This window comes from Nonomuraea sp. NPDC001684, assembly GCF_053596515.1.
The window spans coordinates 1-14989 of the sequence record NZ_JBSFGJ010000231.1; the positions used below are offsets into that span (position 1 = coordinate 1).

The following is a 14989-nucleotide window of genomic DNA, read 5'->3' on the forward strand; positions in this document are numbered from 1 at the left end:
GGCAGGCCGGTCAGTCCGGGCGGCGGCCCGTCCCCGGGCGTGGCGCGCAGCGCGCCGACGGCGGCCCGCATGTCGGTGAGGGCCGCGCGGCCCGTCTCCTCGATCGTGGCCAGGATCTCGGCCGCCCGCGCGGGCGCGAACCGGCCGCCCCTGGCCTGGGCGACGATGACGGCCAGCGCGTGGGCGACCACGTCGTGCATCTCCCTGGCGATCCTGGCCCGTTCCTCGGCGGTGGCCCGCGCCGCGGCCTCGCTGGCCCGCTCCCGCAGCAGGTCGAGGTGGGCGAGCTGGGTCCGCCGGTACAGTCCGAGTCCCCACGCCGCGACCACCACCGCGGCCAGCAACGCCAGCAGCAGCCACGGGTCGGGCCCGAGCCCGGCCGCCGCGACGCTGGAGTCGGTCGCGAACCTGGCCGCCGCCGCCCCCGCTCCCGCCAGGCCGACCACCAGCGGCGGATGCCGCCGGGCGTGGGCGGCGCAGGAGTAGACCGCGAGCGGGAACAGCGCCGACGACGGCAGCACGAGGAACAACCCGGTCACCGCGACCTGGACGGCGAAGGCCACGGCGACCACGAGGAACGCCCACGTCCGCCGCCGGTACGCCACGGCCGCGTGCGCCGCCAGGCAGGCCCCCGCCAGCAGGACCGCCCGCACGCCGGGCGCCGACAACACCGCCACCGTCAGGGAGAGCGGGAACAGTGTCACCCCGGCGACCAGGGCCAGGAGCACGTCGGCGCGGCGGGGCGTCATCGTGCCGTCGTGCGCTGGTAGGAGAGGGTGGCCCCGGCGACCGCGAGTCCGAACAGCAGCCAGCTCCCGTACACGACCGCGACCGCCGCCACCGTGGCCGGCTCGGACAGCGGCACGGGCCCCTGGGTGAGGCCGAGAAGCTGGGAGAAGGTGCCGAGAACGGACATGGCTCCCATAGTGGTCAACATGGCGGCGCCCGTCCAACCGCCGGCCAGCACCAGCCGCCGCGGCAGCGACCGTCCCCACCTCTGCACGAGGGCCAGCGAGCCGACCGCGCCGATGACCAGCATGATCGTCTCGCCGTACGGGAAGCCCTCGCCGTAGTCCGCGGGGCGCAGCAGGGTGCCGCCCGCCGACCAGTAGAGCTTGGCGAGGGGGTAGACGAACCCGAGGGCGAACGCGGCGTACCCGAGCCAGGGCCCGCTGGGCACCCTGATCCGCGGCAGCAGCAGCGCGCCCAGCAGCGCGCAGCCCGCCAGGCTGAGCCCGCGCAGCGCCATCCCGGGCCAGTCGACCTGCGCGAACTCCCCGGCGGGGATGCCGGTGAGCGCGAAGAAGGCGCGGAAGACGTCGAGCACGAGCCCGCCCGCCGACCACAGCAGCAGCAGGGCGGGCAGCAGCCCCGCCGGGTGCGGCCGCACCACGAAGACCGCCCCCACCCCGGCGGCCAGCACGGTCACCCAGTGCGGCGCGAACCCCATGGTGTACGGCAGCCCCGGCAGCGGCGCGAGCGCGAGCGCCACGACGAGTGCGAGGACGGAGAGCGCCGAGATCTGCAGTCGTTGAAGTCGCATGCCCTCGACGATCGCGGCTCCGGCCCGCCGCCCGCGTCTCCCCCAGGTCCGGACAAGAGGTGACCTGAGAGGTATTGACATGGCCTCGCGGAGGCATGAAAAAAGGTGACGCCCTAACGGACGCCACCTTTTTCTTCTGTGGAGCTATGGGGATTCGAACCCCAGACCTCCTCCATGCCATGGAGGCGCGCTACCAACTGCGCCATAGCCCCTTGCGATCACCAAGTGTATCGGACTTCCGGACCCCTCGCGTCACGCCGGATCCCGCGCCCCGGCGGGCCGGAGGAGCTCTCCGGCCCGCCCCGAACGGCGTGGCGTCAGGCGGCGCGGCGGGACGGGATGCCCGCCTCCCTGACCAGCGCGGCCACGTCGACCCCGGCCTCGCGGAGCAGGCGGCCGGCGCCGTTCGCGCCGTCGGCGAGCAGGCCCCACAGCAGCCGTTCGCCGGTGACCGGCCCCGGCTTCCACATCGCCACCTCGATCACCTTCCTGGCGTGCATGGCCAGCGGGATCGTGCCCAGCGGCCCGTCCAGGGTGACGCGCAGCGGGCGCAGCCGGGACCGGCGCAGGGCCCACTGGTCGGGCGCGTCCGTCCCGGCTCGGGTGCGGCGGTGCACCTCGTCGAGGTCGATGCCGAGGGTGGCCAGCAGCGCACGCGCGTCGCCCAGGTCGACGCGGGCGCGCAGGCCGGCATCGGAGGCGGTGAACGACGACAGCGAGAACGGCCGCACCTCGGCCACGCCCAGCAGCAGGAGATCGGCGTCGAGCGTGGCGCGGGGGGCGTCGAGCGCGAGGATCCCGGCCCGGACCACCGCCCGGCGGGCGCCTTCCGTGAACCTGTCGAACACCTGCTACCTCCCCGTTCTGCGGGCGTGCTTGCGATGGGCGGACTGCCGCCGGACCCCGAGCGCGCCGGCGATCTGCTCCCACGACCACCCCGCCGCGCGGGCGTTGCTGACGTGGACGGCCTCCAGCTCCTCCAGCAGGGCCCTGAGCGCGGCCACCGCCGCGAGGCCCGTTCCGGGGTCGCGGTCGGCTGCCGCCCCGGCCAGTTCGGTGACGTCCATGGTGTCAGCATGTGCTGACAGAGGGCCGCTTGTCAACACATGCTGACGCCTCAGAGCCGTTCGGCCAGGTCGGCGAGGACGGGCAGGGCGGCGGCGAGGCGTTCGCGCTCGTCGGGGGTGAGGGAGTCGACGGCCGCGGCCAGGCGTTCGGTGATCACCTCTTCGCGGCTGACGAGCGCGGCGCGGCCGGAGCCGGTGATGGCGGTGATCACCCGCCGCCGGTCGGCCGGGTCGGGCTCGCGGGCCACCATGCCGCGCTGGTGGAGGCCGCCCAGGACGGTGCCGATCGCCTGGGCGGTGATGCGTTCCAGGTGCGCGAGCTGGGCCGAGGTGTGCGGCCCGTCCCGGTCGAGGCGGGAGAGCACGGCGAGCTCGGTGAACGACACGTCGTCGCCCGAGGCGTTGGTGTAAAGCTGCCGGATGCGGCGGGCGAGCCGCCCGACCGAGATCCGCAGTTCCTTGGCGAGCACAAAACCAAGCCTAGCTTTATCAATCCAGCTTTGGTAGTTTCCCGGCACTATGTGCTACGACAACGACGCCGCACCACCGCGCCCGCGACCGCCGATCACCGGCACCCGCTCCGCCGACCTCCGCCTGACCTCCGCCGACGGCGCGTCGTTCGCCGCCCACGAGTCCCGTCCCGACCGGGTGAGCGGGCCCGGCGTCGTGATCCTCCCCGACGTCCGCGGCCTGCACGGCTTCTACAAGCAGCTCACCGTACGGCTGGCCGAGCAGGGCCATCCGGCGCTCGCCCTCGACTACTACGGCAGGACCGCCACCGACGACGACCGGGGCGAGTCGTTCCAGGTCATGGCCCACATCCCCAAGCTGACCAGGGAGAACATCCAGGCCGACCTCCAGGCCGCGACCGAGCACCTGGGACGTCCGGCGGTGGCGCTCGGCTTCTGCATGGGCGGCCGGAACGCGTTCTTCGCCTCGGCGCCCAGGTTCGGGTTCGCCGGCGTGATCGGGTTCTACGGCGCGCCGGGGATCGCCGGCCCGTACGGCCCCGGCCCCGCCCAGCACGCCGCCGAGCTGGGCGCGCCGATCCTCGGCCTGTTCGGCGGGGCCGACGAGGGCATCCCGGCCGAGCAGGTGGCCGAGTTCGGGGCCGCGCTGACCGGGGCCGGGGTGGAGCACGAGATCGTCGTCTACCCGGGCGCCCCGCACGGCTTCTTCGACGAGGCCCACGGCGAGCACGAGGCGATCTGCGCGGACGCCTGGCGCCGGGTCCTCGCCTTCCTGGCCGCGAGAGCCTGACACGGGCCCCGCATCAAGGGTCCCCGTAGTAGGGGCCCGCTAGCCGCAGGTGGTGCGCATCGTGAAGGCGGCTTCCTCCAGGGTGAACGCGACCTCGACCGTGCCGAGCTCGGCCGTGTCGCGCACGTGCGTGCCGCCGCACGGGATCGACGCCTCGCCCTCGGGCAGCGAGCAGTGCCAGGTGCGCAACGCGGTCAGACCGGACCCCGGCACGTCGAGCCGGACCGGCGCCCGGGCCGCCACCCATGTGCCGAGCTGCTCGTTCACCCGCCGGGCCAGCTCGGTCAGGTCCAGGTCGTCGGCGGAGAAGCCCTTCTTGCGCAGCGACTTGCCGAGGCGGTATTCGTCCACGCTGCCGTGCGGCACGATGCGCGAGGAGGTGATCGCCGTCTGGTCGAAGTCGGGGTGGCCGAGCCGGTCCAGCCGCACCTCCTTGCGCCACCTGTCCGCCAGCGCCGCGTTGAGCGCCAGCGCGGCCAGGTGGCAGGCGGTGTGGCCGGCCGAGAGCGCCGCCCGGTATCCGGCGTCCACCTCCAGGTCCACCTCGGCGCCGACGGGCAGCGGGGTGTCGGTGACGTGGACGACCAGCCACTCCCAGCCCTCCGCGCCCCGCCGGACCGGGATGGACTCGCCGACGAAGATCTCACCGTCGTTCGACTGGGCCCCTGTCACGCAGTCGAGGACCGGCAGCTCGCCGATCGTCCCCCGGTCTGCGGGCTGGTCGGGCCAGGTGTGGTCGAGGGGATGGAACGGCGTCTCGGCGGTGACGAGGCCGTGCCGGTCCCCCACCGGCACGGCCCCGACAATCGGGGAACGGCCGCTGACCCGGCCGTTGGGGAAGGTGACGACAGTGGATCTCACCTGGTCATTGTGGCAGGGCGGCGCTCGTCCTCCAGATAACGGTCGCGGCCGGCGTACAGGCCGGTGAGAAGCTGGACGGCGATCACGCCGAAGATCAGCACGTACGTCAGCGACCAGCCGCCGGTCATCTGGTAGATCACCCCGACCAGCAGCGGGCCGGCGCCGGCGATGAGATATCCGGCGCTCTGCCCGAAGGCCGACAGCGCGGCCGTGCTCTCCGGCGTACGGGTGCGCAGCCCCAGCATCACCAGCGCCAGCGGGAACGACCCCATGCCGACCGCCACGAACACCACCCAGACCATGGCGGTCGAGGAGGGCGCGAACCACAGCCCGAGGAAGCCGATCGTGTAGAACACGACCAGCCCCACGACGACCGGCCGCTGGTCGCGGAAGCGCGCGGCGATCGTCGGCACGAGGATCGAGACCGGGATGTTCAGGGCGGTGAACACGCCGAGCATGATCCCGGCCTGCGAGGAGGTGTATCCCCCGTCGGTCAGGATCGTGGCCAGCCATCCGAACATGATGTAGGCGATCATCGACTGGGTGCCGAAGTAGATCGCCACCATCCAGGCGAGCCTGCTCCTGAGCAGGGTCGAGATGCCCGCGTCCCGGCTGCCCGTGTCCCGCTCCGGCTCACTGCGCAGCAGCGCAAGCCACGGAATGGCGGCCACGGCGGCCAGGGCCGCCCACACGCCGAGCGCGATGTGCCAGTCCCCCGACGCGCGCTCGATCGGCACGGTCGCGGCGGCGGCCAGCATGGTGCCCGCCGCCAGGGCCGTGGTGTAGACGGTGGTCATGATCCCGGTGCGCCCGGGGAAGTGACGCTTGATCAGCGTCGGGATGAGCACGTTGCCGACGGCGCCGCCGGACAGCGCGACCGCGCTGCTCAGCAGGAACACCGGGGCCGACCCGACCAGCGACCTGACCAGCATGCCCGAGCCGAGGGTGACCAGCGCCAGCAGCAGCAGCCGGTGCTCGCCGATCCGGCGGGCCAGGGTGGGGGTGACCGCGCCGACGCCGGCGAAGGCCAGCACGGGCAGCGTGGTGAGCAGGCCGGTGCCGACGCTGCTCATGCCGAGCGCCCCGGCGAGCTGGTCGAGCAGCGGCCCGACGCTGGTGACGGCCGTGCGCAGGTTCAGCGCCGCCAGAACGATGCCCAGCACGAGAAGCCAGGCCAAGGGGGCGGTTCTGCCTGTTCTGCCACGGGCCTCTTGGGCTAGCACGCTCATGCTGGTCAGGTCCTCCACTCATCAAATCATGGGACGAATCACCACCTTAACAGGACCGAAATGTCCCTTTATTCCTGGACATGAGAAAGCCCCCCGGGGCGGGGGCTGAGATTCTCGGGGAGATCCCGTCCTACAGGACCGGGCTCGGGCCCTCCGGGGGCTGGTTGCGCGGGGGAACGGGGCCGGGGGGCGGCAGGGTGCCGCTCGGCGGGTAGTCGCCGCCGCCGACGGTGCCAGGCGGGACCGGCGCGCCGCTGTCGCCGTAGGTGGAGCCGTGCTCGTGCTGGTGCTGGTGGGCGCCGGGGACGTCGCCGCGCCAGCCGCCCGTCTCGCCGCCGCGCGACTCGATGAACGACTTGAACCGCTCCATGTCGTTCCTGATGCGCAGCCGGACGATCTGCAGCGCGTCGCCGACGGTCTCGACGACGCCCTCCGGGTCGTACTCCATCTGGAGGGTGACCTTGGTGGTGTCGGCGTCGATGCGGTGGAAGGTGACGACGCCCGCGTGGTGCGGCGAGTCCGTGCCGCGCCAGGCGACGCGTTCGTCGGGGTGCTGCTCGGTGATCTCGGCCTGGAACTCGCGGCGGACCCCGGCGATCTCGACCACCCACTCGGTGAGCGTGTCGGAGATCTGCTTGACGGACTCCACGCCCTCCATGAACTCGGGGAAGCTCTCGAACTGGGTCCACTGGTTGTAGGCCACGCGGATCGGGACGTTGACGTCTACTGAGTGCTCGATCGTGCTCATGGGGTCTGTCCCTGCCCGCGCACGCCCGGCGTTAACGCCTGCGCAGCAGCCAGTAGAGCCCCACGAAGGGCAGCACGAGCGGGATGAACAGGTAACCCTTGCCGTACGACGACCACACCGTGGCGTCGGGGAAGGCCGCCGGGTCGGCCACGCTCGCGGTGCCGATCAGCAGCACCCCGGCCAGCTCGATGACGAGCGCGCCGAGCGCGAGCCGGCGGGCGCCGCGCACGAGGGCGACGGTGAGCACGACGTAGACCAGCGCGGCTAACGCCGACAGGGCGTAGGCCAGCGGCGCCTCGCCGAACCTGGTGGCGATCTGCACCGCCGCCCGCGCCCCGGCCGCCAGCGAGAACAGCCCGTAGACGGCGACCAGCGCGCGCCCGGGGCCGGCGCCGATCGGGGCGCTCACGCCACGCCCTGCCAGATCTGCAGCAGCCGCGCGTTCATCACCGCGATCGCGAACCCGGCCACGACCAGGATCGCCGTGCCCCACCGGCTGCGCTCGGCCAGCGCGAGGAACACCCCGGCGGGCGGGATGAGCACCTGACCGCCGATGTACCCGAACAGCGTGGCCTTCTCCGGCGGCCCCTCGCCGCCGCTCACCGCCGCGATCACGAACCCGGCCTGCACCAGGATCGCCACCTCCAGCACGGCGAAGCCGACCAGCAGGACCATGCCCATGGGCCGGTCGCGGACGGCGACGACCAGGCTCGCCAGCATGAGCAGCAGTGAGCCGACGATGACGATCGTGGCGACGGTGGTGTTCATCGCGACACAGGTTAGCGCCCGTGCGGGTCGCCCTCGCCGGCGTCCCGCTGGTGCCGATCGCGCTCATAGGATCGGGGACGTGCAGAGAATCCTCGTCAGCGCCTGCCTGATGGGCCGCCGGGTCCGCTACGACGGCGGCGCGAAGACCAGCGCCGACGCCCTGCTCGCGGGCTGGCGGGCGGAGGGCCGGCTGGTGGTCTTCTGCCCCGAGGTGGCGGGCGGGCTGCCCGTTCCGCGCCCGGCGGCCGAGATCGAGGGCGGCGCGGGCGGGGCGGCGGTGCTCTCCGGCGACGCCCGCGTGCTGGCGAGCGACGGCTCCGACGTGACGGCCGAGTTCGTGGCGGGGGCGCGGGCCGCGCTTGAGGCCGCCCGTTCGGCCGGGGTCCGGCTGGCCGTGCTCAAGGAGGGCAGCCCTTCGTGCGGCGCGCTGGCGATCCATGACGGAACGTTCGGCGGCCGGCGGGTGCCCGGCCAGGGGGTGACCACCGCCCTGCTCGAAGCGCACGGCGTCCGCGTGTTCACCGAGGACCAGTTGCCCGAGGCGGCCGATCACCTGCGCGATCTGGAGGCGTAGAAGGCCCCGGCCAGCCCGGCGGCCAGCAGCACCGCCATCGTGTCGTGGAACCAGGTGCTCAGCGCGGTGGCCGCCGACGGGTGCAGGGCCAGCGCCAGGATGCCGATCAGCACGCCGCCCAGCGCCCCCGCGTGGGTGTGGACCAGGCCGTCCCAGGCCCACCGGCGGCGGGTCAGCGCGCCGTGGCCGCCGGCGAGCAGGCCCAGGGCGCACAACGTCTCCACGACCACCGCGGGCGGCACGACCGGCTGGGACAGCGGGCCGACCGTGACGCCCGCGTGCAGCAGCGCGGCCCCGGCGAAGATCAGCGCGTAGGCAAGGGAGAGCACGCCGAGGGCTTTGCGCAGTGCGTCCATGGGCTACACGCTCGCATCGCGAGGGGCCGGCGGAATCGTCCTCAGGGAGAAGGCCGCGGTACGCCGCCCGTCGTAGCCAGCATGCGGCGGACGATCCGGATCACCTCGTCGATGGTCACCTGGGCGTCCCCGTCGGACTCGCAGGCCGCCACCTCGCGCCCGGCCTCGCCCATCACCGTGGTCAGCAGCACCACCAGCACGTTGCCCTCCGGCGTGTCCGCCAGGCCGAGCAGCCGCTTGTTGCCGCCGATCCACTCCCAGCCGCGCTGCCTGCGCAGGGTCGTGAACTCGGCCGGGCCGTCGTTCTCCAGGAACAGCCTGGCCACGTCGCGCTGCTCCCACGAGCCCTCCAGATAGGCGCGGGCGCCGGCCAGGAACCGTTCCTCGCCGGCGCCGGCGGTGGCCTTGGCCGCGCGGGAGGTGCGTTCCTCCTGTTCGCGCATGAACTGCTCCCACAGGGCCAGGAACAGACCCGGCTTGCCACCGAAATGGTGGTACAGGCTGCCGACGCTGATGCCCGACGTCTCGACGATGTCGGCGACGGTGGCCTCGGCGTACCCCTTGGCCAGGAAGACCTCGCGGGCCGCGCGCAGCAGCGTGTCGCGGGTGCCGCTGGAACGTCCCCAGCCCCGGTTCTTCATCCGGTCATTATGTACGGTCCGCCGGGTTTGATCAGGAAATCGAACTGACCTGATCAAGTGGAAACTTTCTCGCATTCCCGGGAGTCGTACAGATGCAGGGGGCCCGATTCATTTCGAAACGGGGAAAGGATTCGGCGACAATGGCTGTCGACCTGAACAACGCACAACCCCTGGCCTGGGACTCGGCCAAGCTCGACGCGGACACCAAGGAGATGCTGGACAATCTCCAGCCCAACATTCTCCGCGCGCACGTGCGCGAGCACCTGTCCGTGCTGTTCGTCAGGTTCAACGACGTCGCCGCGGGAAAGGCGTTCCTGCGGCACATCGCCGTCACGAAGATGAAGTCGGCGCGCCGGCACCTTGAGGAGGTGCGCGAGTTCGGCGCGAACGGCCGGCGCGGCACGCCGTACGTCGGCATCGGCATCAGCAAGGCCGGCTACCGCGACCTCGGCCACTCGGTCGAGGACGTGCGCAGGTTCGGCGACAAGGCCTTCCGCGACGGCATGAAGCGGCGCGGCGCCGAGCTGGACGACCCGCCGGTGACCGAGTGGGAGCCCGCCTACCAGCGGGAGATCCACGCCGTCATCCTCATCGGCGACGCCCGCCAGGACCGGGTCGAGGAGCTGCGCGAGGAGATCCTGGGCGAGCTGCCCGCAAGCGCGCGGCTGCTCGGCGAGGAGACCGGCCACGGCATGCGCAACCCCGCCGGCGACGGCATCGAGCACTTCGGGTACGTGGACGGCCGCAGCCAGCCGCTGTTCGTGCGGGACGAGGTGGACAAGGAGCCGAAGGAGCACTGGGACCCCGCCTTCCCGCTCTCCAACATCCTGGTCGCCGACCCCTTCGCACCGCACCCGGAGCGGCATTTCGGCAGCTACCTGGTCTTCAGGAAGCTGGAGCAGAACGTACGGGCGTTCAAGGAGATCGAGCAGGACCTGGCCGACGCCCTCGGCCTGCTCGGCGCCGACCGGGACCGCGCGGGCGCCATGCTCGTCGGCCGCTTCAAGGACGGCACCCCCGTCACGCTCAAGCAGAAGCCGGGCCGGGGCCCGGTGGCCAACGACTTCACCTTCGACGACGACCCGGGCTCGAAGTGCCCCTTCAGCGGGCACATCAGGAAGACGAACCCGCGATCGTTCGGCCGTGAGGTCCTCATGGCCCGCCGGGGCCAGACCTACGGCGACCGCACCGACGACCCCTGGGACGACTCCCCGCCCGGCGCCCGCCCGAGCGGCGAGGTCGGCCTGCTGTTCATGGCGTTCAACAGCAGCCTGCTCGCCCAGTTCGAGTTCACGCAGCAGAGCTGGGCGAACAACGAGGACTTCCAGAACCCGGCGACCGGCCACGACCCGCTCATCGGGCAGGGAGCCCGCGACGTCAAGGTGAGCTGGCCGAAGGTGTGGGGCCGGGCCGAGCCGTCGGCCCCGCAGGCGCAGGTCGCCCAGACGATCACGATGAAGGGCGGCGAGTACTTCTTCGCGCCGTCCCTGGCCTATCTCCGCAACCTGTGACATCCGGGCCCGGCGGGGAACACCCCCGCCGGGCCCGGCGGCCTTCGGGGCGGGTTCTAAGATCGGATCTCCGGGGGGAGATCTGACGATGTTGCGGGCGTTCTTCAAGACCGAGGCGGGCAGCACGAGCGTGCTGCTCGTGGCCACCGCCCTGGCCATGGTCTGGGCCAACTCGCCGTGGGCCGGGACCTACGAGTCGTTCTGGCACCTGCCCATGGGCATCTCGTTCGGCGACGCGGTGTTCTCCCTCGACCTGCGCCATTGGGTCAACGACGGCCTCATGAGCGTGTTCTTCTTCCTGATCGGCCTGGAGGTCTCCTACGAGGTGCGGCTCGGGCAGCTCAGGGACCGGCGGCTGATCGCCGTCCCGGCCGTGGCCGCGCTCGGCGGGATGCTCGTGCCCGCCGCCGTCTACCTCGCGCTCAACCTCGGCGGCCCCGGCGCGGGCGGGTGGGGTGTGCCGATCGCCACGGACACCGCGTTCGTGCTGGGCGTGCTGGCCGTCGTCGGGGCGCGCTGTCCCGATCCGCTGCGGGCGTTCCTGCTGACGCTGGCCATCGTGGACGACGTGCTGGCCATCATGATCATCGCGATCTTCTACACGGCCAGCCTCCAGCTCACCGCGCTCGTCGTGGCCGTCGTGCTGCTGGCGGCGATCGTGCTGCTGCGCTGGCTGAAGATCTGGCGGGCGCCGGCCTACATCGCGCTCGGGTTCGGCTTGTGGGTCGCGACGCTGGAGAGCGGGATCCATCCGACGCTCGTGGGCATCGCGCTCGGCGTCCTGGTGTTCGTCTACGCCCCCAGCGACCAGAAGCTGCTGCTGGCGGGCGAGGCCGTCCAGGAGTTCACCACCGAGCCGAGCGCGCGGGCGGCCAGGGAGGCCTCGCGGCGCGTGCAACGCGCCGTCTCGGTCAACGAACGGCTCCAGCTCCGCCTGCATCCCTGGAGCAGCTACGTGATCGTGCCGGTGTTCGCCCTGGCCAACGCTGGGGTGCGGCTCGACGGCGAGACCCTGCGGGCGGCGCTGACCTCGCCGATCTCCCTCGGCATCGCGCTGGGGCTGCTGCTCGGGAAGTTCGCCGGGATCTCGCTCGGCACGTGGCTGCCGCTGCGGTTCGGCTGGGGCATCCTGCCGGGGAACCTGGTGTGGGGGCAGCTGCTGGGCGGCGCGGCGGTGTCCGGCATCGGGTTCACGGTGGCGCTGTTCATCGTCGACCTGGCCTTCGACGACCCGGCGATCCAGAGCCAGGCCAAGATCGGCATCCTGGCCGGGTCGTTGTTGTCCGCCGCGCTGGGCTGGGTGGTCTTCCGGCTGGCCTGGGACCGGGGCGGCGTCTGCGCGCCGCCCGAGTCCGAGCCCGACGAAGAGCTGCCCGACGTGCTGTCGGTGCCGGTCGGCCCCGACGACCACGTACGGGGTCCGGCGACCGCGAAGGTGACCATCGTCGAGTACGGCGACTTCGAGTGCCCCTACTGCGGCCGTCTCCACCCCGTCCTGGACGAGATCCTGCGCCGGAACCCCGACGTCCGGCTGGTCTTCCGGCACTTCCCGATCCGGACGCTGCACCCCCGGGCCGCGTCCGCCGCCATCGTCTCCGAGGCCGCCGCCGACCGCGGCCGGTTCTGGGAGATGCACGACATCCTCTACGACAACCAGCGTTTCCTCACCGACGCCGACCTCGAACACTACGCCGCCGAGCTCGACGTCGACCCCTGGGCGGACGTGGCCGGGCACGCCTCCCGCATCGCGCTCGACGAGGCGTCGGGCAAGGAGAGCGGCGTGCGCGGCACCCCCACCCTGTTCCTGAACGGCCGCCGGCACAAGGGCGGTCTCGACCTGCAGTCGATCAGCCGTGCGGTGGAAGAACTGCGCGGATCCCCGTAACGTCGCCCGAGTCCCCCTTCTGGCTGGAGTCGCCCCATGAGTTTCCTCAACATGCTCACGAACCTGCTCCCCACCCTCATCACCGCCCTGCTGCTGGTGGTGGGCATCGTCCTGATCGGGATGAACAGACGGCACGTGGGCCGCGCGGCCACCCTCGGCATGTCGGGCTGCGGCCTGCTGCTGATCGGCACGCTGATCAACCTCGTGCTGAGCATCCTGACCCAGACGCTGATCGAGTCGTACGGCTCCAGCATGATGGCCGTCCTGCCGTTCGCCTATCTCATCTCCTCGCTGTTCCACCTGGCCGGCATCGGGCTGCTGATCTGGGCCGTCGTCGCGCGCCGCGCCGCGCCCCAGCAGGAGCGGCCGCAGGGCCCCGGCTGGCAGCAGCCCCCGCAGCCGTACCACCAGCCCTACCAGCAGCAGCCCTACCAGCAGCCCGGCCCCCAGGGCGGCCCTCAGAGTGGTCCCCAGGGCGGCTGGCAGCCGCCGCAGCCGCCGCACGGCGGCGATCAGAGCGGTTACTGAGCCTTCCGACGTCTGGACCGCGTTTCACCGGCAAGTATGACAATGTCGATGAAACCCACCTCCAGAGCCGCGTCTGAGGGGATCATGAAGCGAGAGCCGCAGGAGCCGGACCCGAACCAGACCGTCCGACATCGCGTCCCGCACCCGGAGCACCCTCCCCAGGGCCCCCCGGAAGCGCCGTACACGCAGAGCCTGCCCTACACCCCCGACATGCTCCCCGACGTCCCCCTGTACGAGCCCCCGCCGCCGCCGAAGTCGGCCTGGCGGTGGGTGGTCCTGGTGGGCGGGCTCCTGCTGCTGGTCGCGGTGGTGGCCGTGGCCACGGTCCTGTGGGTGCGCGGCCAGGCGTCCTGAGGCCCCTTGCTCCGGACGCGCGGGTGAAGCCCCTCGCTCAGGACGCCCGGGTGAAGTCCATCGTCCAGTTGGTCTCCCAGGTCTGGCCGTCGTCCGCCGAGAAGGCCTGCTCCCACCTGGCCCGGCGCTCGTCGACGACGGTCCAGACGAACCGGCAGCGCACCGGCCGGCCTTCGTGGGTCTCCTCGCCGTAGAACTCGCCCCGGTTCCCGGTGAAGGCGCCCACCATGGGCCGGGTGTCCAGCGTGCCGGTCGCGCTGCTGGCCCAGTAGATCGACCACTGCCGCGTCGCGGGGTTGCGGACGCGCACGGTCATCCCGTGCCGGCCCTTGGTGGGGAAGGCGATCTCGTCGAAGCTGGCCGCGCCGTCGAAGTGCCGGGTCGCGACCGAGCGGCCGGGGAACTCGTCCCATTCGTCGCTGCCGGCCAGCGGCTTGAGGAGCCTGCGGTTCACCACGTCCCAGGTGCCGGCGAGGAAGTCGAAGTCGTCCATGCGAGCGAACGTACGGCCGGGTCACTGACATGTAGTGTCAGTGTCCGTGCGCGCCTCCCGCCTGGTCTCGATCCTGCTGCTGTTGCAGACGCGCGGCCGCATGACGGCCCACGACCTCGCCGAGCGCCTGGAGGTCTCCGTCCGCACCATCTACCGCGACATGGAGTCCCTGCACGCCGCCGGCATCCCGCTCTACGGCGACGCCGGGCCCAACGGCGGCTACCAGCTCCTCGCCGGCTACCGCACCCGCCTCACCGGGCTGACCACCGACGAGGCGGAGTCGCTGTTCCTGGCCGGGCTGCCGGGGCCGGCGGCCGAGCTGGGCCTCGGCGCGGTGGTGACCGCCGCCCAGCTCAAGCTGATGGCCGCGCTGCCCGTCGAGCTGCGCGACCGCGCGGGCCGCATCCAGGAGCGGTTCCATCTCGACGCGCCCTCCTGGTACCGGGACGCCGAGCCGGTCACGTACCTGCCGGCCGTGGCCGACGCCGTGTGGAACGAGCGGGCCGTCCAGGTCACCTACCGGCGGTGGAAGGCGCCGCAGGAGGTGGAACGGCGGCTGGAGCCGTACGGGCTGGTGGTCAAGGCGGGCCGCTGGTACCTGGTGGCGCGCTGCGGCGAGCACGTGCGCACCTACCGCGTCTCCCAGATCCTCGACCTGCATGCCCTCCCCGAGACGTTCGCCAGGCCGGACGACTTCTCCCTGGCGGCGTACTGGCAGGAGTACCTGGCCGAGTTCGAGGCCAGGCTGCGGCGCGGCGAGGCGGTGGTGCGGCTGTCGCCGCGCGGCCTGGAACGCCTGCCCGACCTCATGACGCCCGGCGTCGCGGCGGCCGCCCGGGAGACCGCCGAGCCGCCGGACGCCGAGGGCTGGACGCGGGTCACCCTGCCGATCGAGTCGCACGACCACGCGCTCGGCGAGTTCCTGCGGCTCGGGACCGACGTCGAGGTGCTGTCCCCGCCCGCGCTGCGCGAGGCCCTGGGCGCGGCGGCGGCCGAGCTGGCCCGGCGCTACGCCTGACCCGAAAGTGGGCTCGGCCCGCCGAGTTGATTCGCCGCGAAAAGCATGATCTGATCCCAGATCAGCGTCGCAGTGCACCCGGCCAGGAGACCGCCGCGGGCATGGAGGCGCCGTGACATCGGACACGACCATGAACGACTTCCCCGAGCCGGC

Annotated in this window: 20 protein-coding genes and 1 tRNA gene; 7 read left to right on the forward strand and 14 right to left on the reverse strand. The window is 72.4% G+C overall.

Features of this window, described 5'->3' with window-relative positions; genetic code table 11:
- The 6 genes from ACWCSD_RS31690 to ACWCSD_RS31715 form a co-directional block, all read right to left on the reverse strand.
- Window positions 1-749 (reverse strand): histidine kinase dimerization/phosphoacceptor domain-containing protein (locus ACWCSD_RS31690; RefSeq protein ID WP_449920318.1); only part of this gene is annotated, 749 nt, incomplete at its 3' end.
- Window positions 746-1543, reverse strand: coding sequence for a hypothetical protein (locus tag ACWCSD_RS31695; RefSeq protein WP_397163131.1), 798 nt, complete (start codon window positions 1541-1543; stop codon window positions 746-748). The genes ACWCSD_RS31690 and ACWCSD_RS31695, both read right to left, overlap by 4 nt.
- A gap of 139 nt (window positions 1544-1682) precedes the next feature.
- A tRNA-Ala gene (locus ACWCSD_RS31700) sits at window positions 1683-1755 on the reverse strand.
- Window positions 1756-1860: 105 nt separating this feature from the next.
- Entirely contained in the window at window positions 1861-2391 is a 531-nt protein-coding gene (locus ACWCSD_RS31705) for a Clp protease N-terminal domain-containing protein (protein WP_449920320.1), read from the reverse strand.
- 3 nt (window positions 2392-2394) lie between these two features.
- Window positions 2395-2610: a hypothetical protein gene (locus ACWCSD_RS31710; RefSeq protein ID WP_352357954.1), complete on the reverse strand. Its 216-nt coding sequence runs from the start codon at window positions 2608-2610 to the stop codon at window positions 2395-2397.
- A gap of 50 nt (window positions 2611-2660) precedes the next feature.
- Window positions 2661-3080, reverse strand: a complete 420-nt coding sequence (locus ACWCSD_RS31715) for a MarR family winged helix-turn-helix transcriptional regulator (RefSeq protein ID WP_449920323.1) — start codon at window positions 3078-3080, stop codon at window positions 2661-2663.
- Window positions 3081-3129: 49 nt separating this feature from the next.
- On the opposite strand from ACWCSD_RS31715, the gene ACWCSD_RS31720 reads away from it, so the two are divergent.
- On the forward strand, window positions 3130-3870 hold the full coding sequence (locus ACWCSD_RS31720; RefSeq protein WP_449920325.1) for a dienelactone hydrolase family protein: 741 nt from the start codon (window positions 3130-3132) through the stop codon (window positions 3868-3870).
- Between the two features lie 39 nt (window positions 3871-3909).
- On the opposite strand, the gene ACWCSD_RS31725 is transcribed toward ACWCSD_RS31720, so the two are convergent.
- The 5 genes from ACWCSD_RS31725 to ACWCSD_RS31745 form a co-directional block, all read right to left on the reverse strand.
- Entirely contained in the window at window positions 3910-4731 is an 822-nt protein-coding gene (locus tag ACWCSD_RS31725; RefSeq protein ID WP_397163124.1) for a metal-dependent hydrolase, read from the reverse strand.
- Window positions 4728-5909 carry a CynX/NimT family MFS transporter gene (locus ACWCSD_RS31730; protein ID WP_352328545.1) on the reverse strand — a complete coding sequence of 394 codons (1182 nt, stop codon included), beginning with the start codon at window positions 5907-5909 and terminating at the stop codon, window positions 4728-4730. The genes ACWCSD_RS31725 and ACWCSD_RS31730 overlap by 4 nt, the downstream gene beginning before the upstream one ends.
- Before the next feature lie 181 nt (window positions 5910-6090).
- Entirely contained in the window at window positions 6091-6708 is a 618-nt protein-coding gene (locus tag ACWCSD_RS31735; protein WP_357984730.1) for an SRPBCC family protein, read from the reverse strand.
- A 31-nt stretch (window positions 6709-6739) separates the two neighbouring features.
- Window positions 6740-7117 carry a hypothetical protein gene (locus ACWCSD_RS31740; protein WP_449920330.1) on the reverse strand — a complete coding sequence of 126 codons (378 nt, stop codon included), beginning with the start codon at window positions 7115-7117 and terminating at the stop codon, window positions 6740-6742.
- Window positions 7114-7476: a hypothetical protein gene (locus tag ACWCSD_RS31745; protein WP_358284006.1), complete on the reverse strand. Its 363-nt coding sequence runs from the start codon at window positions 7474-7476 to the stop codon at window positions 7114-7116. The genes ACWCSD_RS31740 and ACWCSD_RS31745 overlap by 4 nt, the downstream gene beginning before the upstream one ends.
- A 79-nt stretch (window positions 7477-7555) precedes the next feature.
- On the opposite strand from ACWCSD_RS31745, the gene ACWCSD_RS31750 reads away from it, so the two are divergent.
- Complete coding sequence (locus ACWCSD_RS31750) at window positions 7556-8050, forward strand: DUF523 domain-containing protein (RefSeq protein ID WP_358284004.1); 495 nt, start codon at window positions 7556-7558, stop codon at window positions 8048-8050.
- Here the strand turns inward: ACWCSD_RS31750 and ACWCSD_RS31755 are convergent.
- Both ACWCSD_RS31755 and ACWCSD_RS31760 read right to left on the reverse strand, forming a co-directional pair.
- Window positions 8026-8406, reverse strand: coding sequence for a hypothetical protein (locus tag ACWCSD_RS31755; RefSeq protein ID WP_449920334.1), 381 nt, complete (start codon window positions 8404-8406; stop codon window positions 8026-8028). The two genes, ACWCSD_RS31750 and ACWCSD_RS31755, sit on opposite strands and share 25 nt — an antisense overlap.
- A gap of 41 nt (window positions 8407-8447) precedes the next feature.
- Window positions 8448-9047, reverse strand: coding sequence for a TetR/AcrR family transcriptional regulator (locus tag ACWCSD_RS31760; protein ID WP_397163118.1), 600 nt, complete (start codon window positions 9045-9047; stop codon window positions 8448-8450).
- 140 nt (window positions 9048-9187) lie between these two features.
- Between ACWCSD_RS31760 and ACWCSD_RS31765 the strand changes: the two genes are divergently transcribed.
- The 4 genes from ACWCSD_RS31765 (at window position 9188) to ACWCSD_RS31780 (ending at window position 13325) form a co-directional block, all read left to right on the forward strand.
- Window positions 9188-10558, forward strand: a complete 1371-nt coding sequence (locus ACWCSD_RS31765; protein ID WP_449920336.1) for a Dyp-type peroxidase — start codon at window positions 9188-9190, stop codon at window positions 10556-10558.
- An 88-nt stretch (window positions 10559-10646) separates the two neighbouring features.
- Window positions 10647-12443: a Na+/H+ antiporter NhaA gene (gene nhaA, locus ACWCSD_RS31770; RefSeq protein ID WP_449920339.1), complete on the forward strand. Its 1797-nt coding sequence runs from the start codon at window positions 10647-10649 to the stop codon at window positions 12441-12443.
- A 36-nt stretch (window positions 12444-12479) separates the two neighbouring features.
- Window positions 12480-12971 carry a hypothetical protein gene (locus ACWCSD_RS31775; RefSeq protein ID WP_397163113.1) on the forward strand — a complete coding sequence of 164 codons (492 nt, stop codon included), beginning with the start codon at window positions 12480-12482 and terminating at the stop codon, window positions 12969-12971.
- Window positions 12972-13055: 84 nt separating this feature from the next.
- Complete coding sequence (locus ACWCSD_RS31780; RefSeq protein WP_358283989.1) at window positions 13056-13325, forward strand: hypothetical protein; 270 nt, start codon at window positions 13056-13058, stop codon at window positions 13323-13325.
- Window positions 13326-13362: 37 nt separating this feature from the next.
- Here ACWCSD_RS31780 and ACWCSD_RS31785 read toward each other — a convergent pair whose 3' ends face one another.
- Window positions 13363-13818 carry a hypothetical protein gene (locus ACWCSD_RS31785; protein WP_387663403.1) on the reverse strand — a complete coding sequence of 152 codons (456 nt, stop codon included), beginning with the start codon at window positions 13816-13818 and terminating at the stop codon, window positions 13363-13365.
- Between the two features lie 46 nt (window positions 13819-13864).
- Between ACWCSD_RS31785 and ACWCSD_RS31790 the strand changes: the two genes are divergently transcribed.
- A complete protein-coding gene (locus tag ACWCSD_RS31790) occupies window positions 13865-14836 on the forward strand; it encodes a helix-turn-helix transcriptional regulator (protein WP_397163112.1) in 972 nt (323 codons plus the stop codon).
- Window positions 14837-14989: the final 153 nt, after the last annotated feature.

Coding starts and splice junctions, on each gene's coding strand:
- ACWCSD_RS31720 (WP_449920325.1), top strand. CDS start 3,130: ATGTGCTACGACAACGACGCCGCACCACCGCGCCCGCGACCGCCGATC.
- ACWCSD_RS31785 (WP_387663403.1), bottom strand. CDS start 13,818: ATGGACGACTTCGACTTCCTCGCCGGCACCTGGGACGTGGTGAACCGC.
- ACWCSD_RS31695 (WP_397163131.1), bottom strand. CDS start 1,543: ATGCGACTTCAACGACTGCAGATCTCGGCGCTCTCCGTCCTCGCACTC.
- ACWCSD_RS31775 (WP_397163113.1), top strand. CDS start 12,480: ATGAGTTTCCTCAACATGCTCACGAACCTGCTCCCCACCCTCATCACC.
- ACWCSD_RS31735 (WP_357984730.1), bottom strand. CDS start 6,708: ATGAGCACGATCGAGCACTCAGTAGACGTCAACGTCCCGATCCGCGTG.
- ACWCSD_RS31760 (WP_397163118.1), bottom strand. CDS start 9,047: ATGAAGAACCGGGGCTGGGGACGTTCCAGCGGCACCCGCGACACGCTG.
- ACWCSD_RS31745 (WP_358284006.1), bottom strand. CDS start 7,476: ATGAACACCACCGTCGCCACGATCGTCATCGTCGGCTCACTGCTGCTC.
- ACWCSD_RS31780 (WP_358283989.1), top strand. CDS start 13,056: ATGAAGCGAGAGCCGCAGGAGCCGGACCCGAACCAGACCGTCCGACAT.
- ACWCSD_RS31710 (WP_352357954.1), bottom strand. CDS start 2,610: ATGGACGTCACCGAACTGGCCGGGGCGGCAGCCGACCGCGACCCCGGA.
- ACWCSD_RS31755 (WP_449920334.1), bottom strand. CDS start 8,406: ATGGACGCACTGCGCAAAGCCCTCGGCGTGCTCTCCCTTGCCTACGCG.
- nhaA (WP_449920339.1), top strand. CDS start 10,647: ATGTTGCGGGCGTTCTTCAAGACCGAGGCGGGCAGCACGAGCGTGCTG.
- ACWCSD_RS31765 (WP_449920336.1), top strand. CDS start 9,188: ATGGCTGTCGACCTGAACAACGCACAACCCCTGGCCTGGGACTCGGCC.